Origin of the sequence: Paenactinomyces guangxiensis (genome assembly GCF_016055185.1) — a bacterium.
Taxonomy (GTDB): domain Bacteria; phylum Bacillota; class Bacilli; order Thermoactinomycetales; family Thermoactinomycetaceae; genus Paenactinomyces; species Paenactinomyces guangxiensis.
In genome coordinates this window covers 155,549-177,507 of record NZ_JAECVR010000007.1, presented here as the reverse complement: position 1 = coordinate 177,507, position 21,959 = coordinate 155,549, and the positions used below count along the sequence as shown (strand labels likewise).

18 protein-coding genes, 1 rRNA gene and 1 riboswitch are annotated in these 21,959 nt (G+C 44.5%); all 19 genes read left to right on the top strand.

Features of this window, described 5'->3' with window-relative positions:
• Positions 1-72 (top strand): 16S ribosomal RNA (locus tag I8U27_RS09175); the annotation flags it as partial.
• Positions 73-383: 311 nt separating this feature from the next.
• Positions 384-1,592, top strand: coding sequence for an ROK family transcriptional regulator (locus I8U27_RS09170; RefSeq protein ID WP_181751600.1), 1,209 nt, complete (start codon positions 384-386; stop codon positions 1,590-1,592).
• 86 nt (positions 1,593-1,678) lie between these two features.
• The gene (locus I8U27_RS09165) at positions 1,679-2,932 is read left to right on the top strand and encodes an ABC transporter substrate-binding protein (RefSeq protein ID WP_181751601.1); all 1,254 of its coding nucleotides are present in this window, start codon (positions 1,679-1,681) and stop codon (positions 2,930-2,932) included.
• A gap of 54 nt (positions 2,933-2,986) precedes the next feature.
• Positions 2,987-3,889, top strand: a complete 903-nt coding sequence (locus I8U27_RS09160) for a carbohydrate ABC transporter permease (RefSeq protein ID WP_181751602.1) — start codon at positions 2,987-2,989, stop codon at positions 3,887-3,889.
• Positions 3,890-3,913: 24 nt separating this feature from the next.
• Positions 3,914-4,744, top strand: a complete 831-nt coding sequence (locus I8U27_RS09155; protein WP_181751603.1) for a carbohydrate ABC transporter permease — start codon at positions 3,914-3,916, stop codon at positions 4,742-4,744.
• Positions 4,745-4,768: 24 nt separating this feature from the next.
• Positions 4,769-5,758: a Gfo/Idh/MocA family protein gene (locus tag I8U27_RS09150; RefSeq protein ID WP_181751604.1), complete on the top strand. Its 990-nt coding sequence runs from the start codon at positions 4,769-4,771 to the stop codon at positions 5,756-5,758.
• 12 nt (positions 5,759-5,770) lie between these two features.
• Positions 5,771-6,748, top strand: coding sequence for a Gfo/Idh/MocA family protein (locus I8U27_RS09145; RefSeq protein WP_181751605.1), 978 nt, complete (start codon positions 5,771-5,773; stop codon positions 6,746-6,748).
• A gap of 156 nt (positions 6,749-6,904) precedes the next feature.
• A riboswitch (SAM riboswitch) is annotated at positions 6,905-7,022 on the top strand.
• A 209-nt stretch (positions 7,023-7,231) separates the two neighbouring features.
• Entirely contained in the window at positions 7,232-8,458 is a 1,227-nt protein-coding gene (locus I8U27_RS09140; RefSeq protein WP_220185923.1) for a 2,3-diketo-5-methylthiopentyl-1-phosphate enolase, read from the top strand.
• 2 nt (positions 8,459-8,460) lie between these two features.
• Entirely contained in the window at positions 8,461-9,126 is a 666-nt protein-coding gene (locus tag I8U27_RS09135) for a 2-hydroxy-3-keto-5-methylthiopentenyl-1-phosphate phosphatase (protein ID WP_181751750.1), read from the top strand.
• 10 nt (positions 9,127-9,136) lie between these two features.
• The gene (locus tag I8U27_RS09130) at positions 9,137-9,802 is read left to right on the top strand and encodes a methylthioribulose 1-phosphate dehydratase (protein ID WP_181751606.1); all 666 of its coding nucleotides are present in this window, start codon (positions 9,137-9,139) and stop codon (positions 9,800-9,802) included.
• 44 nt (positions 9,803-9,846) lie between these two features.
• On the top strand, positions 9,847-10,386 hold the full coding sequence (locus I8U27_RS09125; RefSeq protein ID WP_181751607.1) for a 1,2-dihydroxy-3-keto-5-methylthiopentene dioxygenase: 540 nt from the start codon (positions 9,847-9,849) through the stop codon (positions 10,384-10,386).
• 62 nt (positions 10,387-10,448) lie between these two features.
• On the top strand, positions 10,449-11,675 hold the full coding sequence (gene mtnK / locus I8U27_RS09120) for an S-methyl-5-thioribose kinase (protein ID WP_181751608.1): 1,227 nt from the start codon (positions 10,449-10,451) through the stop codon (positions 11,673-11,675).
• Positions 11,672-12,745, top strand: a complete 1,074-nt coding sequence (gene mtnA, locus I8U27_RS09115) for an S-methyl-5-thioribose-1-phosphate isomerase (RefSeq protein WP_181751609.1) — start codon at positions 11,672-11,674, stop codon at positions 12,743-12,745. The genes mtnK and mtnA overlap by 4 nt, the downstream gene beginning before the upstream one ends.
• 80 nt (positions 12,746-12,825) lie before the next feature.
• Positions 12,826-13,692, top strand: coding sequence for a fructosamine kinase family protein (locus I8U27_RS09110; RefSeq protein WP_181751610.1), 867 nt, complete (start codon positions 12,826-12,828; stop codon positions 13,690-13,692).
• A 160-nt stretch (positions 13,693-13,852) separates the two neighbouring features.
• The gene (locus I8U27_RS09105) at positions 13,853-14,479 is read left to right on the top strand and encodes a LysE family translocator (RefSeq protein WP_181751611.1); all 627 of its coding nucleotides are present in this window, start codon (positions 13,853-13,855) and stop codon (positions 14,477-14,479) included.
• 93 nt (positions 14,480-14,572) lie between these two features.
• Positions 14,573-15,052 carry a macro domain-containing protein gene (locus tag I8U27_RS09100; protein WP_181751612.1) on the top strand — a complete coding sequence of 160 codons (480 nt, stop codon included), beginning with the start codon at positions 14,573-14,575 and terminating at the stop codon, positions 15,050-15,052.
• Positions 15,053-15,228: 176 nt separating this feature from the next.
• Positions 15,229-16,506 carry an AAA family ATPase gene (locus tag I8U27_RS09095; protein ID WP_181751613.1) on the top strand — a complete coding sequence of 426 codons (1,278 nt, stop codon included), beginning with the start codon at positions 15,229-15,231 and terminating at the stop codon, positions 16,504-16,506.
• 496 nt (positions 16,507-17,002) lie between these two features.
• The gene (locus I8U27_RS09090; RefSeq protein ID WP_181751614.1) at positions 17,003-21,298 is read left to right on the top strand and encodes a PolC-type DNA polymerase III; all 4,296 of its coding nucleotides are present in this window, start codon (positions 17,003-17,005) and stop codon (positions 21,296-21,298) included.
• 192 nt (positions 21,299-21,490) lie between these two features.
• Entirely contained in the window at positions 21,491-21,955 is a 465-nt protein-coding gene (gene rimP, locus I8U27_RS09085) for a ribosome maturation factor RimP (RefSeq protein WP_181751615.1), read from the top strand.
• The last annotated feature ends 4 nt before the right edge of the window (positions 21,956-21,959 follow it).

Genomic DNA, 21,959 nt, shown 5'->3' with positions numbered 1-21,959 from the left:
GTGGGGCAGATAATTGGGGTGAAGTCGTAACAAGGTATCCCTACCGGAAGGTGGGGATGGATCACCTCCTTTCTACGGAGTATCCTGCGGATACATCATTAACCAAACTTTCTCAGGTCGTGCCGTTACTCACTCTTTAGTTTTCAGGGAATACCAGTGAAACCTCTTTATTCAGAACGAATGAAGAGGTTTTTTATTTCACCACTCCTCCCATGCTTAAAGGCTGGGGATTCTTAGGTATTGAAAAAGATATTGAAGATCACCGATTATTTGACATTGAACATTATAGTGTTATAATTTCAATTAATAAAATAATTTTGTACCATCATATTAAAGTCATTGGAAAAAGAAACATATCCTGAAACTAAAGAAAGGAGGTACCTATGCGAAAAACCGGAAATCTAAAATTTATTCAGGAGCTAAACAGATCTATCATTTTTGATACCATTCGGGAATTAGGTCCGATTTCAAGGATTGAGATTGCAAAAAAAACCGGGGTAAGTCCAACTACGGTAACATCTGCTGTCAGCGAACTGATTGCTGAAGGATTAGTCATAGAGGTCGGCATGGGACAGTCGAGTGGTGGCAGAAAGCCTATTTTATTAAAATTTGATCCCAATGGCCGTTTTTTGATCGGTGTATGTATTACGCATACTTATATCAGTATGGCGGAAATGAATTTGGAAGCAGAGGTACGCAGAAAAAGGCTGATCTCTTTTTCCGGAAAAACGGGCCGAGATCTAATAGAGTATATTTTAGATTCAATTCAACTTTTTATGGACGGGTGTCATGATCTTCGGAACTGTCTGGGAATATCGCTCATTGTTCCGGGGATTGTAGATTCAGATCAGGGGAGGATTGTCTACAATTCCAAACTGAAACTTCAAAATATTCCATTTAAAAAAATGGTCGAGCAGCGTTTTGATTTAAAAGCATATTTGGACAATGACACAAATTCCATTGCCATGGCAGAGAAATTGTTTGGATCTTTCAAACAGTATAAAAACCTTATCTACATTATGATTGGAGATGGGATCGGAGCGGGGATTATCATAAATGATTCGATATACAGAGGGCATCGCGGAGGTGCGGGAGAGTTTGGACATACAATCACAGACCGCGGCGGTGCGCGTTGTGAATGTGGGAATAGTGGCTGTTTGGAGAATTATGCGAGCTGGCATGCGATTTATTCCCGGATCCTGACAGCGATCGGCAGGGGGAATAGTACGTTGATGTTAGAGTTAGCCAAAGGAGATCTGCTGCAAATTACGCCTAAAATCTTCAACTATGCACTTAAGCAGGGAGACACCCTCGCTTTAGACATTATAGAGGAGATTGCTATTCATTTGTCCATTGGAATATGTAATATCATCAATTTGATGGATCCCGAGGTTGTGATCCTGGGAGGGGAGCTTGTTGAGCAAAATCCATTACTGTTAGAGATGATTAATCAACAGATTTCTCAAAAAGCAATGAATGCGAAAAAAAGCAAGGCGATGGTTTACCCGGCTTCTTTAGGGGAAGACTTCGGATTGGTCGGGGCCGCATCTGTTTTATTACAAGCTCATTTCAATTCAAGGTTGTCTACTTGAACTTTTTTTGCAAACTTTTTCGATTGAATGGAATAACTCGCTGAGACCCGGGCTGTAAGAGACAAACTTTAAAGGCGGGGATCATCTTGAAGAAAAAGCTTCTTGTTATTTCGTTTGTATTCATAATGCTTTTGACCGCTTGTTCCGATCATCGTCCATCGACAGACAAGAATAATAACGGCATTATTACGATTACTTATTATCAACCGGGTTTGGAGGATCCGCTGGCAAAAAAAGAGATGAATGAAACCATTGGACGCTTTGAACAAAAGCATCCCAATATCAGAGTAAAAGTCCAATCTTCCGGATGGGATGAAGCTTATCAGAAACTGGTCACCAGTTTCATGGCTGATGCACCACCAGATGTTTTCTACGGGGGAACACGATGGGTCACATCATTTGTCACCATGAAGGCAGTTTTGCCTTTAGATAAATACGCCAAGGAGCGCCTTTCCCTATATCCACAACCTTTACAGAAAGCGGTTCAGGTGGATGGAAAATCGTACGCAATCCCGCGAGCGTTTTCGGCAAGAACTTTAATTTACCGGTCTGATCTCATTTCCCGCCCACCGCAAACCTGGGAAGAACTTCTGCAAACAGCAAAGAAAGTACAGGCTGAAAATAAGAATATCTATGGCCTGGGAATTTCAGGCGCAAAACATGTATCGACAACGACTCAGTTTCTCAACTATTTATTTCAAAATGGGGGTGAGGTATTTGACGAGAAAGGAAATGTGAAACTTAACTCTCCGGAGGCAGTTGAAGCGCTTACCTTTTATGCTGATTTGTACCGGAAGCATAAGGTGGTTCCCAATCCGCTTGAATACAATCGTGAACAGCTTCCTATTTTGTTTAAACAGAAAAAAATTGCGATGTATGTGTGTGGACCCTGGGCCAAAAATTTAATGGCCGCAGAAGAGAACCATCCAAACACCCCATATAAAGCAGCGCCACTTCCCAAAGGCAAGATGATGGCGAATACGCTGGTTTCTGATTCCCTCATGATTTCATCTAAAACGAAGCACCCGGAAGCTGCATGGAAATTTATTGAGTTCATCACTTCACCGGAAGAACAGAAAAAACATGATATGACTCTAAACGTTCTTCCGCTTCAAACAGAAGAGGCTAAAGATCCGTTTTTCAATAATGATCCTTATATGAAAGAGTTTATCAATATGATCAAGGTTGGGAAACCGGAGCCAACCCCTGTTTCCTGGGAATCATTTGAGGACATTTTAACCACCGCCATTCAAAAAACATTTAATGGGGAAGATGCACAAACTGCTCTAAACGAGGCCGTCCAAAAAATTAAAGAGGAAAAGTTGGAGCCCAAAAGGTAGATCGGTGAGAGCATTCGTGATGGATACCAAAAAACACCGAAAGGTGTGAAACAGATGACAAAAATGAATAAAAAATTTCCTCTTTCATTAGAAAAGTCACCGTTTTTTTATTTATTACCTGTAGCTCTTTTTATGGCGATCATGGTTGCTTATCCCGTCATTCGGCTCTTTTATCTTTCACTTACACAAAATATACTTACCCGCCCTGATCTGGGAGTCTCGTTTATAGGGCTGGACAATTATTTGACCCTGTTTAGCTCCGTTGATTTTTGGAAAACGCTTACAAGAACTGTCTTGTGGACCGGTTATTCAGTAGCGGGAAAGGCTGTCATCGGTTTTATCATTGCCTTGTTGCTTTCTAAAGTGACTAGGTTTAAACGTCTGTATTTTTTGTTGTTGCTCATACCGTGGGTAACACCGATGGTCGTTGGTTCAATCTCCTGGCGCTGGGTGTACGACGGGCAATTTGGGATGCTGAACTGGGTGCTGACCCGGGTCCATATTTTGTCTGAAAACTATGTATGGCTGGGCAATGAAATATCTGCGTTCCTGGCAACAGGGATTACCGATATGTGGCTGGGTATTCCTCTGATGACAATGTTGATGCTGGCCGGTTTACAATCGGTTCCGGTTGAATTGCTGGAATCGGCAAGTCTGGACGGCGCGACCTTTTTCCAACGCCTGCGTCTCGTTATTTTACCGTTGATGAAACCGGTTATCCTCGTAGCTACCACTTTATCAGCTATATGGACATTTAATTCATTTGGGGTGATTTGGCCTTTAACCAAAGGCGGACCTGTAGACGCCACGCAAACGCTGGTTGTCAAAGCATATAAAGAATCCTTTGGTGCCTTTGATTTAGGCATGGGGGCAACGATTGCTGTTGTCATCTTTCTAATCTTGTTATCGTTTACCACTGTCTACTACAAAGCGGTGATGAGGCAAGAAGAAATATAATCTTGGAGAAAGGTTGCAGGAGAGATGAGAAAAACATGGAAACAACTCCTCGTACACCTCATGCTGATCCTGATCTTTACCGGATTGCTTTTTCCAGTGGGCGTGATGCTTTCCACCTCTTTAAAAACATTTGACGGTGTGTTTGCATGGCCGCCACAGTGGATTCCAGATCCTCCTGAGTGGTCTAATTATGTTGATGTATGGCTTGGAGAATACCATTTGGAACAGCCGTTTTTTAATAGTCTGCTTATTTCTGCAAGTACAGCTGTGATCACTGTTATTCTTGCTTTTCCGGCAGCGTATGCTCTGTCGAGGTTTTCATTTTTTGGAAGAAAGTCCGTTTTGTTCATCATGCTGGTCACACAGATGTTTTCACCGGTGATCCTGATTGTGGGGCTGTTTCAAATTGCACAATCTCTCCATCTCCTTAATTCATTTTTGGGATTGATCATCACGAACTGCGCGTTTACAGCTCCGATGGCTGTCTGGCTTCTGCAGGGATACTTAACAAACATTCCTCAAAGCTTAGAGCAGGCGGCTCGTGTGGACGGTTGTTCCAGGGTTGCAGGGATTCTGAGGATCATTCTTCCTCTATCTGCGCCCGGTGTGGCGATGACAGCAATCTATGCTTTTATCTTCGCCTGGAATGACCTGTTGATTCCTTTAATTTTTATTACGAAACCTGAATTGCGTCCCGTCAGTTTAGCTTTAACAGATTTTGTAGGGCAGAATATTGTTTACTGGCACCAGATGATGGCAGCCAGTGTTTTGACTACTTTACCGGTGGCCATTATGTTTAGCTTTGTACAGAAATTTTTTGTCCAGGGGTTTATGGCCGGCGCTGTTAAAGAGTAAGGATTAAAAAAAGGGGAGAATGACATGTTTCATGTGTTAATCATCGGTTCGGGTACGATGGGAAAAATACATGCCAGGGCTTATCAGGAAATGCAGGATGTTCAAGTGGCCGGAATCGTTGATATAAATAACGGTCGGGCAGAGAGCCTGGCAAAACAGTTAAACTGTAGAGCTTTTACCACTTTTGAAGATGCGATGGAACAAACGGATCACGTTGATATCGTTGATATTTGTCTCCCGACTTTTTTGCACCGGACTTATGTAGAAAAAGCAGCGGATGCCGGTATCCATATTATTTGTGAAAAGCCGCTGGCGAGAAATCTGGAAGATGCACGAAGTATGATTAATTATTGTCAAAGCAAAGGGGTTAAGCTTTTTGTGGGCCATGTGCTTCGCTTTTTTCCGGAATATAAAAAAATAAAAAAATTAATTGAAGATGGCACAATTGGTGATGTTGGCGTTGTCAGAACGAGCCGGGGCGGCATTTTTCCTGCGGGTGTTAATGACTGGTACGCAGATTTCAAGAGCAGCGGCGGGTTAGTGTTGGATATGATCATTCATGATTTTGACTTTTTGCGCTGGTGTTTTGGTGAAGTGGAGCGCGTTTTTGCCAAAAGCCTGCACGGGAGAAAGGTGGAACGGCTTGACTATGCACTGGTTACTTTGCGCTTTAAAAATGGGATTATCGCCCATGTTGAGGGAACCTGGGCTCATGAAGGGTTCTCATCCGCGATCGAAGTGGCAGGAAAATCAGGAATTATTGCTTTTGACAGCGCAAAAGAGAAACCGCTGCTGCTGCGGTTGCGTGGTCAGCAAGCGGGTAATCGCGGGGTAGAAGTGCCGGAAAGCCCTCTGCGGCAAACACCCTATGATCTGGAGTTAGCACATTTTCTATCTTGTTTACAGACAAACAGCGAACCGATTGTTTCAGCGGAAGATGCTTTTAAGGCGATGGAGATTGCTTTAGCCGCGATTGAATCAATTGAAACCGGAAAACCGGTCACCATTGGATAGGAGGAAATAAAAATGAAGATAGGGATTATCAGCTTTGCCCATATGCACGCTTACAGCTATGCAAGGGCTGTGCGGGAGATCGAAGGTGTCCAATTAAGCGCTATTGCAGATGATAATCGGGATCGCGGTGAGGCCATTGCCAGTGAATTAAATGTTGCGTTTTATTCAGATTATAAGCAACTGCTCGCGTCGGATGTGGATGCTGTCATTGTTACATCAGAGAATGCAAAGCATGTTCAACATGCAGTTGACGCAGCCAGAGCCGGAAAACATATTCTCTGTGAAAAGCCCCTGGCGACAACGATTGAAGATGGTAGGAAAATGATTGATGAGTGCCGGAAAAACGGGGTGGTTTTGCAAACAGCTTTCCCTGTCCGCTTCCATCCGTCAATCGAGAGAACCAAAAAAATTGTTGAAGAAGGGAGATTAGGAAAGATTTTATCCATTAAAGCGACCAATCGGGGCAGAAACCCGGGGGGTTGGTTTGTTGATCCCGCTTTGTCGGGCGGAGGGGCAGTCATGGATCATACTGTCCATGTAGTGGATATCATGCGGTGGGTGATGAAATCAGAAGTAAAAGAAGTTTATGCTGAGACAGGCAGCTTGCTTACAGAATCGCCGATTGATGACTGTGGAATCCTCACGCTTGAGTTTGAAAATGGTGTCTTTGCGACTCTGGATTGCAGTTGGTCCCGTCCGGCAAACTTCCCGACCTGGGGAGATGTAACCTTGGAAATTGTGGGAACCAATGCGAACTTGAGTATAGATGCTTTCACTCAGAAATTAGATGTATATGCAAATAAAGGTTTTGTCTGGGAATACTGGGGCGACGATATGGATGTTGAATTAATCAAAAGCTTTGTCGAAGCGATCCGAAACGGCACAGAACCATTTATTACGGGTGAAGACGGATGCAGGGCCGTTGAGGTTGCGCTAGCCGCATATGAGTCTTCAAGAAAAAAGGAACCGGTGTTCCTGAAAAAAGAATAATCAGGGATTATCCAACAGGCACCTGTCTTAGAGTCAGCATCAAGTTCAGTAAGGGCAAAGAAAAAACGTTGAAACCTCTAAACTTTAATGCAATTGAAACCATTGCTTAATAAAAGTCGCTGTGTTACAATAACGACAATTGAATACTGAGGATTTCTCTTATCCAGAGAGGTGTAGGGACAGGCCCGATGATACCTCGGCAACCATCCATGAAATCATGATGGAAATGGTGCCAATTCCTGCAGAACACACTGTTTGTTCTGACAGATGAGAGAAGGCGATTACATCGAACATGGATCCCTTTTTGCATCTGCAGAAGGGGATTTTTTGTTGACCTTCTGTGGAAGGCTGTGCAAAGGGAAATTTGGAGATCCGGTATTCAAAATAAATGAATGATCACATGAAAATCTATTTTTATAATGTTGTAAATTGTAGCCGTGGGTCTGCGTGCAAGATCCGGTTACAAAAGGCGGTGATGGTCAGATGGGCATTGAAAACGAGTTTATTGTAGCTTCGTATCTGATTACCGGGAAGTACGATTTTAACAAAAAAGCAAAAGGGATTGCCGTGGGTTTGACGGTTGGAACGTGGACTGAATTACCGGAAGCCAAAAAGGAGCGGATGGCACAACACTTGGGAAAAGTGATCGACATAACGGAATTGTCCCCCGATCTAGATGGCCGGCCGCGGGCGATTTGCAAAATCGGTTATCCGGTCAGAAATCTTACCCCGGATATCCCTGCGCTTTTAACGACAGTTTTTGGCAAATGCTCGATGGATGGGGCTATCAAGTGCCTGGATATTGAAGCTCCTGAAGCGTTTTTATCCCAATTGCCCGGTCCGAAGCTGGGGATTGATAAAATAAGAGAGCGTTTGGGTATCAAAGATCGCCCCCTGTTGATGAGCATTTTTAAACAATGTATCGGCATGACGCTTAAGGAATTGGAGGAAGCTTACCAGAATCAAATTGCCGGCGGGGTTGATCTGGTAAAAGATGATGAAATTTTTTTCCGTGATGATGCTGCTCCGGTGATGCAACGTGTTCGGCGCTTTAAAAGTCTCAGTCGCCAAAAAGAAGAAAGAACGGGGCAAGTTACCTGGTATGCAGTCAATTTAACCGGCCCTGTAACTGAGATGGCGGATCAGGCGAAACGATTGGTGGAACAGGGGGCGGATTGCCTGCTTTTAAATGTTCTTCCCTACGGTTTTGATATCCTGCACCGGATCGCAGCCGACCCCGACGTCCCGGTACCAGTTATGGCCCATCCCTCTTTCTCCGGGGCGATCTATCCATCCGGCCACTATGGGGTAAGTGCCCCGCTGTTATTGGGCAAGTTAATGAGGTGGGCAGGAGCCGATATCGTATTATATCCTTCTCCTTACGGGTCTGTGGCGATGCCGCGGGAGGATGCGTTAGCCATCGCCGGAAACTTACGAATTGAGTCAGCTGTTCACCAGCGCTCCTTTCCTGCTCCTGCGGCGGGGATTCATCCGGGGCTGGTTCCGGTGCTGTTCCGTGATTTTGGAAACGATTTGCTGGTTAATGCCGGCGGAGGGATTCACGGCCATCCCCAGGGAGCTGCCGCTGGCGGGAAAGCCTTCGTTGATGCGATTCGTGCAGCGATGGCGGGAGAGTCCTTAAAAGTGGCGGCTCAGAGATCGCCTGAACTGCAAGCGGCCCTGGATCAATGGGGGTGTATCGAAGAGTGACAATGGATCCTCAACGCGTGATCTTCTGTGATTTTGACGGGACGATCACCAACAATGACAATATTATCAGTATCTTTAAGTACTTTAACCCCCCGGGGTGGGAAGCGATTAAAGACAATATTCTGGCTCAACGCATCAGTATCCGGCAAGGGGTTGGGCAGATGTTTTCCCTTCTTCCGACCTCGAAGAAAGAAGAGATCATCCGGTACTCCATTGATCAGGCGGAGATTCGCCCGGGCTTTGCAGAATTTATCGATTTTTGCCGTAAGAATGAGATCCGTCTGCTGGTGACCAGCGGGGGAATTGATTTTTTTGTTTATCCCATTTTGTCCCGCTTTCCTATTCCGATTGAAGATATCTATTGCAATCATAGTGACTTCAGCGGGGAAAAAATTCGCATCGTTTGGCCCCATCCTTGTGATGAACACTGTAAGGTTGATTGTGGAATGTGTAAGACCAGCTTCATCCGCTCTTATAAAGACCAACGCTATGAGAAGATTGTTATCGGGGACAGCATCACCGATTTAGCAGCAGCTAAGCTGGCTGATTTTACGATTGCCCGTGATTTTCTGTTGCAAAAGTGCAGGGAACTGAATCTCTCTCATCAACCCTTTTCCACGTTTTATGATGTGATTGATATTTTAAGCAGAATGCAGTTAGTGAAGTGAGGTGATGGGAATGACTCAACTTAAATTGAAGAATCAGGTTCAAATTGATTTAGAAAATATCCAGCATTCCTTTGCCGAGTTGCGGGAAGTGAAAGATCTGTTTGCCAGAAGAAACTGGTTTCCCGCCACCAGCGGCAATCTTTCCGTACGGGTTGAAGTTCCGGATGGAGAACCGCCACTCATAGCTGTCACAGCCAGTGGAAAGGATAAGTCCGTACATACGGCTGAGGATTTTTTGCTCGTTGATCTGGAGGGAAAACCGGTACTGCCGACACGCCAAAAGCCGTCGGCAGAAACACTGGTCCATACAACCATTTATCAAAAGATCAAACAATGTCAGGCCATTTTTCATATTCACACCGTTTTCAACAATCTCATCTCCGAGTTGTATGGGGCGCAACAAGAAGTCACTTTTACCAATCAGGAAATTATTAAGGCGTTTAATATCTGGGATGAGGGGGCTGCGGTTGAGTTGCCCATTGTTGAGAATTATGCCCATATTCCAACTTTGGCGAAAGAGGTGGGTCAGGTGCTGGACCCGCGTATACCGGGGGTCCTCATCCGCAATCACGGGATTTACGTGTGGGGGGACAGTGTATTCGCCGCGAAAAGGCATCTGGAAGCCTTCGAGTTTTTATTTGAATATCAAGTAAATCTTTTTCTTTTGAAAAAATAAAGGAAGTTGCAAAAATAATTCATCATTGAAAGGGGTTCTGCAAAATGGCTCAAATCCACATTAGAAATAGTGGTGTACGTCTGGAAAGTGAACAGGAAGTCAGCTCTTTTCTTGAAGAACAAGGAGTGTTGTATGAGCACTGGCCGACTGAAAAGCTCCCGGATCACTTGCGCGAAAAATTTGTTTTAACGGATGCAGAAAAAGAAGAGATCTTAACCGTTTACCAGGAGGAAATTGAATCGCTTGCAAGAAGAAAGGGTTATGTGGAATGGGATATTGTAGCCCTGTCCGAAGCAACCCCCAATCTGGATGAGTTGCTCAAAAAATTTGAAAACGTTCATGTTCATACCGAAGATGAAGTTCGTGCCATTACGGCGGGGAATGGTATTTTTACCATTAAGGGAAATGAAGAGACCGGCTATTTTGATGTGGAACTAACTGCTGGCGATGTCATTTCAGTTCCGGTTAACACTCCGCATTTCTTTACATTGATGGAAAATCGCAAAGTAGTGGCAGTCCGGCTATTCATCGATCCATCGGGCTGGGTGGCACACCCGTATCATGATCCTCAATTTACGGCTTAAATGAATCCTCGCACCCGCACAGGGCTGTGCGGGTTTATCCTTCAAGAGAGGGGAAACATACAATGTTTGAAAAATACAAAGCTTTGACGGAAAAAGAGGCTGTTTCATATGCGCATTCCCTTCCCGGTTTGTTTGCTCCGGATGCTGAACTTTTGAATAAGGAAATCGGGGATGGCAACTTAAACCTGGTCTTTCACATCGCAGACCAGAAGTCGGGAAAAAGCGTGATTCTAAAGCAAGCCCTGCCTTATGCCCGTGTAGTCGGAGAGTCATGGCCGTTGACGCTTGATCGGTCGCGAATTGAAGCAGAAGCTTTAAAGCAGGCGGCAAAGCGGGTTTCTTCACTGGTTCCCCAAGTCTATTTTTATGACAGCCAGCTGGCGTTGACAGCGATTGAAGATTTATCTGATCATATTATATTGAGGAAAGGATTAATCGCGGGAACCCGTTACCCTCAATTGGCGGAGGATTTGTCCACTTATTTGGCGCACACTCTCTTTTATACCTCGGATTACTATTTGGACCCGCAGGAGAAAAAAGAAAAAGTCCGGCAGTTTATCAATCCGGAAATGTGTAAAATTACAGAAGATCTCGTTTTTACAGATCCGTATTATAACGCAGATACGAACTCATTTAATCCGCTTATTCGGGAATCTGTTGAGTCGATTTGGAACAACAATGAGTTGAAACGGGAAATTGCCCATCTGAAAGAGGCTTTTATGACCCGGACTCAGGCCCTGTTACATGGAGATCTGCATACAGGTTCAATCATGGTGAAAGAAGACAGCACCAAGGTTATTGATCCGGAATTTGCCTATTACGGACCGATCGGGTTTGATGTGGGTGCCATTGTTGCCAACCTGCTTCTTTCCTATGTTTCGCATGAGGCCCACAGTCTTGAACCTGACAAAAGAGAAGCCTTCCAAAAATGGTTGCTGGAAACGAGTGAAAAGATCTGGACAGGCTTTGAAACGAAGTTCCGTACCCTGTGGGAGAAACATGTGAAAGATGAAATATGGTTAACAGAAGGATATGTAGATGATATATTGCTACAGATATTACGGGATACTGCCGGCTTTGCAGGTTGCAAAATGATGCGCCGCGTGATCGGTTTGGCTCCAGTCGCCGATCTGGAGTTGATTGAACCTGCGGAAGTTCGGGCAGAAGCGGAAACGAACGCATTGCTTATTGGACAACAATTGATTTTAAAGCGCAAGAGCCTGCATAAGGTTTCTGAGCTGACAGATATTGCCCGTCAAGTTCTTGGCAAAGGATTGACAGTGAAATGAACAACAAACAGCTGATCCCCCATCCTCAATCCATCCTCTGGCAAGAGGATCATTTGGTTTTGTTAGATCAAAGGCTTTTGCCAACGGAAACTGTTTATCTGCATTGTACAACCCCTGAAGAAGTTTGGGACGCTATCGCTACTCTGGCTGTTCGCGGGGCACCGGCCATTGGAATTATGGCTGTTTATGGTTTATACCTGGGCATCCGGTCTTTATCCGAGCAGGATGAGGAGATGTTTTGGGCACAACTGGACCGGATTGCCCATTATCTAAACTCGGCCAGACCGACTGCTGTTAATTTGTCCTGGGCATTGAAGCGAGTGGTAAACAGAGCCAAACAGTTGAGGGGACAACCGATAGCCGCTATTAAAGAAGCGATTTTTAAGGAAGCGACGGAGATTCATGAAGAAGATGTAACGGTATGCCGTCAAATTGGTGAAAATTTGCTCCCACTGCTTTATGACGGGATGGGGATCCTGACACACTGCAATGCCGGAGGCCTCGCGACAGGGGCTTACGGTACGGCTCTTGCCCCCCTCTATTTAGCCCGTGAACGCGGTTGGAATCTGAAAGTGTTCGCTGATGAAACGCGCCCTGTATTGCAAGGGGCCCGTCTCACGGCATATGAATTGCAACAGGCCGGTGTGGATGTCACGCTGATCTGTGACAATATGGCCGGAGCGGTAATGAAGGAGGGGCAGATTCAAGCAGTGATCGTTGGAACAGACCGGGTGGCTGCAAATGGGGATGTTGCCAACAAAATCGGGACCTATAGTGTAGCCGTGCTCGCCAGGGCCCACGGCATCCCATTTTATGTTGCTGCTCCTGTCTCTTCCATTGACCTGGATACGGCAACTGGTGACGATATCCCGATTGAACAGAGATCTCCGGTAGAAGTAACCAACGGCTTTGGGAAACCAACTGCTCCTGAGGGTGTAAAAGTATATAACCCGGCGTTTGATGTCACCCCTGCTGAATATGTAACAGCAATCATTACAGAACATGGTGTATGCAAAGCTCCCTATGAAAAAAGTTTAAAAGAAGCCGTTAAAGTGGAGAGATCTTTGTGATTACCGAATGAACGATAAATGCCAGCATTTTTGAAAGTGCTGGCATTCATTTATGGCAATAAAAGGAGAGAGTGAAAGTGATGAGTGACTTGATCGCTGAAGCGTTCAACCTCCTGGGAGACCGGTCCAATATGATCAAACTTTGTCCGGTAGGGGGTGGAAGCATTAGTAAGGCTTTTTATGTAAAAACAATGTCTGCTGAGTATTTTGTCAAAACAAACGAGAACGTACACAGGGATTTTTTCACAAAAGAAGCTGACGGATTGAGATTGATTAAAAAAGCAAACGCCATTTTAGTTCCCGAAGTATACGGAGAATATTATTTTGAGGGCCGGCAATCTGCTGTTCTCATAATGGAGTGGGTGGAAGGGAAAACAGCTCCGGATACGGATGAACAGCTTGGTAGAGGGATTGCAAGGCTGCATCAAACTGTTGGACAGGCTTTTGGCCTGGAGGAGGATAACTACATCGGTTCACTGCCGCAGATCAATGGCTGGCATGATGAATGGAGTCTGTTTTACCGTGAAAGGAGATTGGGTGTACAACTGGAAATCGGGAAAAAATACGGATATATAAGCGGAAGCAGAATGAAGAAACTAGAGCGGTTGATGGATCATTTGCCCGGGTGGATCAACCATGACCCCAGGCCATCTCTACTTCACGGTGATCTGTGGAGCGGCAACTGGATCGTCGGTCCGGGCGGGCGGCCTTATTTAATTGATCCCGCTGTTTCTTACGGAGATTTTGAGCTGGAGTTGGCATTTACCGAGTTGTTTGGGAGATTCTCACAGAAGTTTTATCAGGCATATCAGGAAATGAATCCGCTGTGCCCCGGTTACCAGGACCGAAAACAGCTCTACCAGCTCTACTATTTGCTTGTTCACTTGAATGTGTTTGGAGAATCTTACGGCAGTTCAGTAGACCGGATTTTAGATTATTATGTGTAGGCTTAGTCCAAAATTGGAATGCTCTCATAGAAAACTGGGAAAACGGCGGATGATTTATTTGATAAAATAACTATTTTAAAATAGTAGATAAAATAGATGTCATCCATCTTATTCTCTTCTTTATATTTTTTATGTTATAAAGAGAGAGGGGTGAATTCGGATGGAGCCGTCAAATCTTATATATTTTACCGCCTTATCAATAATGTTGACCCTTTTACCGGGACCGGACATTTTATTTGTGACGGCACAAAGCATATCAAACGGCAGAAAAGAAGGTATTGCCACTTCACTCGGTTTAAGTTCGGGTCTGGTGGTGCATACTTTGGCTGCCGCATTGGGGATTTCAACTGTTCTCCATCATTCGTCTGTTGCTTTTCAGCTCTTAAAGTATGCCGGAGCTGTTTACCTGCTTTACCTCGCATTTCAATCTTTAAAAGAAAGCCAAAGTACGTTGGCGCCGCACTCTGTGGAAAAGGAAAAGTTTTTTTCGCTTTATAAACGAGGGATATTGATGAATCTGTTAAATCCAAAAGTTTCGTTGTTCTTTTTATCGTTTCTGCCACAGTTTGTTTCGCCGCAAGCGGGGCAGATCCCCATGCAAATGATGTTACTGGGAATCATCTTTATTATCCAGGCTTTTATCATTTTTGCCGCTGTCTCCATTTGCGCAGGCTTCGTCGGGAAGAAGCTGTCAGGAAACAAGAGAATCAATAAGTATGTACCATTCGCGAAAGCGGGGATCTTTGCGATTTTAGGTGTGCGTTTGGCCCTGCTTGAAAAGATATAGACAGGTTCCATGTCAATCTCGGGAAACCTTGTCTTCCTTTGAAAAAGCTTTTTAGATTACTTTTTTAATTGAATGATGCTGAAGGTGATGTACTTGATTGAATACCGAACGGGAAATCTTCTGCACAGCGAAGCAGAAGCGCTGGTCAATGCCGTAAATTGTGTCGGAGTGATGGGGAAAGGGATTGCCTTACAATTTAAACAAGCATACCCGGAGAACTTTTCTTTTTATGAGAGGGCTTGTCGCGAGAACAAAGTAAAACCGGGGAAAGTACTGGTTTTTCTGACTGGCTTATTTACCAATCCGCAATATATTGTCAATTTTCCTACCAAGCGCCATTTCAGGGGTAAATCTACATTAGAGGATATCAGAAACGGTTTGGACGATCTGATAAAGGAAATTCAGATATTAAATATTAAGTCCATTGCGGTCCCCCGACTGGGATGTGGGAATGGGGGGCTTGAGTGGGAAGAAGTACAACCTCTGATGGAAGAGGCATTTGCCCGGGTTCCCAAGGTACAAGTGTTTATCTATGAACCCGGAAAGGGTCATCATTTGCTGGGAATCGGGTAAATAGCCGCAGAGGGGTATAACGATAAAGTAAATGGTTTTTAATAAAGGCTTGGATCATGCCAGATCTAAGCCTTTTGATACCTTAACGGAAAGGTTAACCTCCACTGCCTGTTCTAGAAAAAAAATCGGTTAAAGGTTATATTTATATATGAAATGATTAGAGAAAGGAAAATAGAATGACTAAAATTGATTTTATTATAAATGTGACAGAGTCCACGCTTGAAGAAAACCCCCAGTATTATGACCATGCAATTGCCATTCATGGGATTAAAGAGCGTTTATATCAGGAGACCGGCATTCAATTTCATTTGTATGAAATGGAAATAGATGAGGATGAGCTCTGGGATATCTTGTCAGAAGACCTTGAAACAAATCCCGGACGCGTCAAATTGCTCAGCCATGTATATGACTGTTTGGAAATAAGCCGGGTCAGTGAAGTGATGACCAAAGAACGTTCACTCAAATATAAGGTGATGCCGACTTTTAACAACTCGATTTATTATTATCCGGAATTTAAAGTCTGTCTGTGTAAGATTCCGATTTATCAGGCTCATGAAGATTACGAGTATGAGTTTTTGTTTGCTCCTGATCACGATTGTGTCAATCGTTTTTTACATTATATCAGCCAACGCCAACGAGAGATTATGCACCAATATATCAACATTTTTATTGATACAGCGAGCGGAGTGGAGAGAAAAAAAGAAAGTTTATCATGTCGTGTCAATCGTGAAGATATTTTATTGGAACCAAAATTAATGAATGAAATCTTTCGTTCCATTGATCAATTTTTTCTGGAAGAGGGTGAGTTTTTCAAAAAATACAATATCCCGTATAAACGGGGTATCCTTCTGTATGGAAAACCGGGTAATGGAAAAACAACCTTAACCAAAGCGATTACAGGAAGTGTCCGGGCACCTGTGGTTTACTGGCAAGTAACGGAACATACTTCCAGTTATACTGTCAATGAAGTTTTTTCCAACGTACATAAGCTGGCACCCATTGTTTTGGTAATTGAAGATATTGATTCCATGCCTGATGGAGTGCGCTCTTTCTTTCTCAATATATTGGATGGAGCAGTTTCCAAAGAAGGTGTTTTCTTAATTGGTACTACCAACTACCCTGAACGTATTGATCCTGCCTTAATTAATAGAGCAGGAAGGTTTGACCGTGCGTATGAGTTGCGTCTGCCTGATGCAAATTTGCGTGAAATCTATCTGTTAAAAAAATCGCTGACGCAATTTATCACCAGTGATGAATTAAAAATGATTGTAACGCAGACAGAAGGATTTTCTTTTGCCCAATTAAATGAGGTATATACCTCAATCGCCTTGCAGTGTCATTATGAAGGAAAGGCTGATGTTGAGAAGATTATCGCTGATTTGCGGGCTGACAACAAAAGTGGAAAACAGAATGATTGGGGTTCTGATATGGACTCAAGACTTGGCTTCATTTAAATATTTTGAACCAAATAAAGACTGCCGACTATCGAGGCCGGCAGTCCTATTTTTATTAACGATGATCTAATTTTGCCTGCAAAGTGGAAATTATTTTCAAATTTATAAATATTTTAAAGTTCGGAGACGGGACCTAAACTGCAACAATCTCTGTGAACAAAGCTAAAAAAAGAACCATTTAAAGATTAAGGAGATATCATATGAAACCACAGGTTGTCGTAATGGAATAAATGCGTTGCACATCCCGGGATGGGCTTGTTATAATTTAATCTTCGCATTAAACGACAGTGAGTAAAAAGGATCAAGAAGCGGGTTCTTCACAGTCCTTTCCTTATAATCACTATTGCTGCTACAGATGTTTCTCTTCCTTTTTCTAGCAACATTTTTCTAGCTGAAACGAATAGTTTTTGATAAACTCATTTAGTAGAATGAAAGACAATAGAACAGAGAGTTAAACTGGAAGCTGGTTGAAATGTTGTGAACAGGGGGTGGGGCAATGAAAGTTGGTCATGAACGTTTGCTCAAATTATTTCAAGAGGCAAAGTGCCCGAGTGAATGGCTTCCTCATTTTGAACTGGCATTTATCGAGAAAGTGGAAGTGGATCCGATCAAGAAAACATGGCTGATTCACATCCATTTTCCTGAACCCATTCCACCCGAAGTCTGGCAAGGATTTCAAGAGCGTGTAAAGCAATCATTTCAAAGGATCGCTTCAGCTCACATTCTTTTTCACTATGACCGGGTCGAAACGGATCAGGTCTTGCAAAAATACTGGTATTGGATCAAAAAGAAAATCCATGAAAATGTGGCCCCCGCCTTTTCAGGATGGCTTGGAAAAGCGGAATGGAAAGTGGAAAATAACCAATTACATATTCATTTTCCCAATCCGGCAATGTTGAGAATGGCAAAACAGAAAGAGCTGGATACACATATAGGAAATTATTATAAGAAAATTACACAGAGGGAGATTGTCATTCATTTTTCCAGCAACAAAGAGGAGGAAGCGAAAGACCTGTTTCAAGAGCAGCGGCAGCAGCAGGATCAGGCATTGATTCAGCAAGCGCTTGCAGAACAGGCAGAAGCGGCCAGACAAGCCATAGAAAGCGCGGAAGAATCACCTGTACTGGAGAAGAAAATCGGGTATGACTTTCATGATGAGCCGGTTCCTCTGTCTTCGATCCATGAAGAGGAGCGGAGGATCGTTGTGAAAGGGAAAGTATTTAAAAGTGAATTGCGTGAGTTAAAAAGCGGGAGAAAGCTGTTAACATTTAATTTGACCGATTATACTGATTCGATTGCTTGCAAGATTTTCGCCAGGGATAAAGAGGATGCACAAATCCTGGGACAAATTAAAGATGGTGACTGGCTGAAGGTTCGGGGTTCGGTCCAGTTTGATACGTTTGTACGGGACCTGGTTTTAATGGTGAATGATCTTCATGAGACGGAACCGGAAGAGAGGCAGGATACGGCGGAAGAGAAGCGGGTCGAGCTTCATTGCCATACATCCATGTCGGCGATGGATGGAGTTTATGATGTCAAGGAACTGGTAAAACGCGCCGCCAGTTGGGGACATCCGGCGATCGCAATTACCGATCATGGAGTGGCCCAAGCTTTTCCCGAAGCCTATGGAGCCGGTAAACAACATGGGGTTAAAATTTTATTCGGGATGGAAGCAAATATCGTCAACGATGGAATCCCCATTGTGATCCGGCCGGAGGATCGTGTATTGACCGAGGATACATATGTTGTTTTTGACGTTGAAACAACGGGTCTTTCCGCGGTCCATGACACCATTATCGAATTAGCGGGTGTCAAAGTAAAAAATGGGGAAATTATTGACCGCTTTGAATCATTTGCCAACCCGCACCGCCCCCTTACTGAACAAATCAGTCAACTGACCGGGATTACTGATGAGATGGTGAAGGATGCTCCTGAAGTGGATCAGGTGATCAGCCGCTTTCTCGAATTTATTGAGGGCAGTGTCCTTGTCGCTCACAACGCCCGTTTCGATATGGGATTCTTGCAAGAAGCGGTTAAGCGGATCGGAAAAGAGCCCGTATCCAATCCGGTTATTGATACTTTAGAGTTAGCCCGTTTCCTCTACCCGGGGATGAAAAATTATCGGTTGAATACGCTGGCCGCAAAGTTGGATGTTCATTTGGAGCAACATCACCGGGCCATTTATGATGCCGAAGCAACCGGATATGTGATGTGGAAGATGCTGCTGGACACGGTGAAGAAAGATATTACCCGCCTTCACCAGCTAAATGAACATACGGGAGATCGGGATCTGACCCGATTACGGCCTTTTCACGCCATTCTCCTGGTTAAAAACGAAACGGGATTGAAAAATTTGTACAAACTTATCTCCAAATCTCATTTGGAAACTTTTTTCCGTGTACCGCGAATTCTGAGAAGCGAATTGGAAAAGCACCGGGAGGGACTGATGATCGGTTCCGGTTGTGAAAAAGGGGAACTGTTTGAGACCGCGCTCAACAAGTCTCCGCAAGAGGTGGAAGAAGTCGCCCGGTTTTATGATTATCTGGAGATACAACCGGTCGATATCAATATGCATCTGGTGGAAAAAGGCCTGGTTGAGACTCCGGATCGATTGAGAGAAGCAAACCGATTATTGGTTGAGATTGGGGAAAAGCTGGGGAAGCCTGTTGTTGCAACGGCCAATGTGCATTACCTGGATGAACATGATTCGCTGTACCGCGATATCTTGGCGATGAATCAATCCGGAGGGTTTCGCCCCAGCGGACCGCTTCCCAAAGCCCATTTCCGTACCACGACTGAAATGTTGGAGGAGTTTTCTTATCTGGGGCCTGATAAAGCCAAAGAGGTTGTGATAACAAATCCACGTAAGATTGCCGATTTGATCCAGGATGATATCAAGCCATTCCCGGACGGAACCTTTACACCCAAGATGGAAGGGGCGGCGGATGAGCTTAAGCAAATCTGTTATGACAAAGCCCATTCGCTTTACGGAGATCCGCTCCCTGAAGTGGTAGCTACCCGTTTGGACCGGGAATTAACTCCAATCATCAAGTACGGTTTCAGCGATTTATATCTGATTTCACAGCGGATCGTGACCAAATCCCTGCAAGACGGATATCTTGTCGGTTCCAGGGGATCTGTGGGTTCTTCTTTTGTCGCAACAATGAGTGACATCACCGAAGTGAACCCGTTGCCACCGCACTGGAGATGTCCCAGCTGTAAGCACAGTGAATTTATCCTGGATGGAAGCTACGAATCAGGTTTTGACTTGCCGGATAAAGAGTGTCCAAACTGTGGGACAAAAATGGAAAAAGACGGGCATGATATTCCGTTTGAAACCTTTCTTGGATTTGAAGCAGATAAGACTCCCGATATCGATTTGAACTTCTCGGGAGAATATCAGCCGCGAGCCCATGCTTATACAGAGGAACTGTTTGGAAAAGAGTATATTTACCGGGCGGGAACCATTGCAACAGTCCAGGAAAAAACCGCCTACGGATATGTTAAAAAGTATGCGGAACAAAACAATCTCCAGCTTCGGCAGGCCGAGATTGAGCGACTGGTTCAGGGATGTACGGGAGTGAAGCGGACAACCGGACAACACCCCGGCGGGTTAATGGTTGTCCCGCAATACAAAGATGTGTTTGACTTTACCCCGATTCAGCACCCGGCAGATGATGCAAAATCGGGTACGATTACAACCCACTTTGACTACCGTTCCATCAGCGGCCGATTGCTGAAACTGGATATACTCGGGCACCAGGATCCCACCACGATCCGGATGTTGCAGGATTTGACGGGGGTTGATCCGAAAGAGATTCCGATCGATGACCCGGAAACAATCAAAATTTTTAGCGGCACCGAATCGCTCGGGATCACTCCAGAAGATATCAACGGGACAAAAACAGGCACGTTGGGGATTCCTGAATTCGGCACTCACTTTGTCCGCCAAATGCTGGAGGATACACGCCCCACAACATTTTCCGAGTTAGTGCGGATTTCGGGTCTTTCACACGGAACGGATGTATGGCTTGGCAATGCACAGGAATTGATTCGCAGTGGCACCTGTACTCTGTCCGAAGCCATCTGTACCCGTGATGATATTATGCTGTATTTGATCCAAAAAGGGGTTCCGGCGAAGAGTGCCTTTAAAATTATGGAAAAGGTGCGGAAAGGAAAAGGAGTCACGGAAGACGAGGCAGAACTGATGAAAGAGCACGGGGTTCCCGACTGGTACATCACCTCCTGCCAAAAAATCGCATATATGTTCCCGCGGGCCCACGCGGCTGCTTATGTGATGATGGCGGTACGGATTGCCTGGTTTAAGGTTCATCGACCTCTGGAGTACTATGCAGCGTATTTTTACCGGCTGTTGAGTGATTTTGATGCTGATGTGGTATTAAAAGGACCGGCACATATAAAGAGAATGATTAAAGAGATCGAAGAGAAAGGAAATACAGCTTCTCCCAAGGAAAAAGGGCTCTTTACAGTGCTTGAATCTGTTCAGGAGTTTTATGCCCGCGGGTTCACGTTCAAAAATGTAGACTTGTACCGCTCCCATGCCAAACAATTTGTGATTGACGGAAACTCACTTATTCCTCCGTTTGCATCCATCGCGGGTGTGGGTGAGAATGCGGCCGTCAACATCATGGAGGCCAGGAAAGAAGGAGAATTCCTGTCCATCGATGACTTCCAGCAAAGGAGCAGGGCCACATCTACGGTAGTGGAGATTCTGAAGAACATGGGGTGCCTGGACGGTCTGCCGCAAAGCAATCAGCTTGCTTTATTTTAAACCGTAACTGCCACGGAGTATCTCCGTGAGAAAAGGTTTTACACAACCCCATCATTGCACGCATTTTTATGATTGTGATATAATCAATTTGGCTATACTTAAGGGTAGATACGTCTGATGAGAAAGAGTGGGTGCGGACCCACTCTTTGCATTTGCATGAGAATATCTGCACGAAATAAGGGGGTATGGCCCTTGAGCCGCCAAGTCACTGAAACTGTGGAAAAAATCGCCTTGCCTATTCTTGATGCTGAAGGGCTAGAATTAGTCGATATTGAGTATAAAAAAGAAGGGCAAAATTGGTTTTTACGGGTATTCATCGATGGTCAGGAAGGCAAACCCATCGATCTCGATGATTGCTCACGGGTCAGTGAACGATTGAGTGAAGCATTGGATCAAGAAGACCCTATTCCAGGAGCTTATATACTGGAAGTCTCTTCTCCGGGGGCAGAGCGTCCCTTAAAAAAAGAGACTGACTTTATGAGAGCGATTGGAAAAAATGTTTATGTCACTACGTATGAACCTGTGGAAGGGCAAAAAGCGTTTGAAGGTGTGCTCACCCACTTCGAGAATGGCCACATGACAGTGGAAGAGAAGCAGAAATCTTTTCAAATTCCGCTCGAAAAAGTGGCAAAAGCACGCCTGGCAATCGTTTTTTAATCGA

Excerpts from the sequence above, each read along its gene's own strand:
- I8U27_RS09170 (WP_181751600.1), top strand. The coding sequence starts at position 384 with ATGCGAAAAACCGGAAATCTAAAATTTATTCAGGAGCTAAACAGATCT.
- I8U27_RS09160 (WP_181751602.1), top strand. The coding sequence starts at position 2,987 with ATGACAAAAATGAATAAAAAATTTCCTCTTTCATTAGAAAAGTCACCG.
- I8U27_RS09155 (WP_181751603.1), top strand. The coding sequence starts at position 3,914 with ATGAGAAAAACATGGAAACAACTCCTCGTACACCTCATGCTGATCCTG.
- I8U27_RS09150 (WP_181751604.1), top strand. The coding sequence starts at position 4,769 with ATGTTTCATGTGTTAATCATCGGTTCGGGTACGATGGGAAAAATACAT.
- I8U27_RS09145 (WP_181751605.1), top strand. The coding sequence starts at position 5,771 with ATGAAGATAGGGATTATCAGCTTTGCCCATATGCACGCTTACAGCTAT.
- I8U27_RS09140 (WP_220185923.1), top strand. The coding sequence starts at position 7,232 with ATGGGCATTGAAAACGAGTTTATTGTAGCTTCGTATCTGATTACCGGG.
- I8U27_RS09135 (WP_181751750.1), top strand. The coding sequence starts at position 8,461 with ATGGATCCTCAACGCGTGATCTTCTGTGATTTTGACGGGACGATCACC.
- I8U27_RS09130 (WP_181751606.1), top strand. The coding sequence starts at position 9,137 with ATGACTCAACTTAAATTGAAGAATCAGGTTCAAATTGATTTAGAAAAT.
- I8U27_RS09125 (WP_181751607.1), top strand. The coding sequence starts at position 9,847 with ATGGCTCAAATCCACATTAGAAATAGTGGTGTACGTCTGGAAAGTGAA.
- mtnK (WP_181751608.1), top strand. The coding sequence starts at position 10,449 with ATGTTTGAAAAATACAAAGCTTTGACGGAAAAAGAGGCTGTTTCATAT.
- mtnA (WP_181751609.1), top strand. The coding sequence starts at position 11,672 with ATGAACAACAAACAGCTGATCCCCCATCCTCAATCCATCCTCTGGCAA.
- I8U27_RS09110 (WP_181751610.1), top strand. The coding sequence starts at position 12,826 with ATGAGTGACTTGATCGCTGAAGCGTTCAACCTCCTGGGAGACCGGTCC.
- I8U27_RS09105 (WP_181751611.1), top strand. The coding sequence starts at position 13,853 with ATGGAGCCGTCAAATCTTATATATTTTACCGCCTTATCAATAATGTTG.
- I8U27_RS09095 (WP_181751613.1), top strand. The coding sequence starts at position 15,229 with ATGACTAAAATTGATTTTATTATAAATGTGACAGAGTCCACGCTTGAA.
- I8U27_RS09090 (WP_181751614.1), top strand. The coding sequence starts at position 17,003 with ATGAAAGTTGGTCATGAACGTTTGCTCAAATTATTTCAAGAGGCAAAG.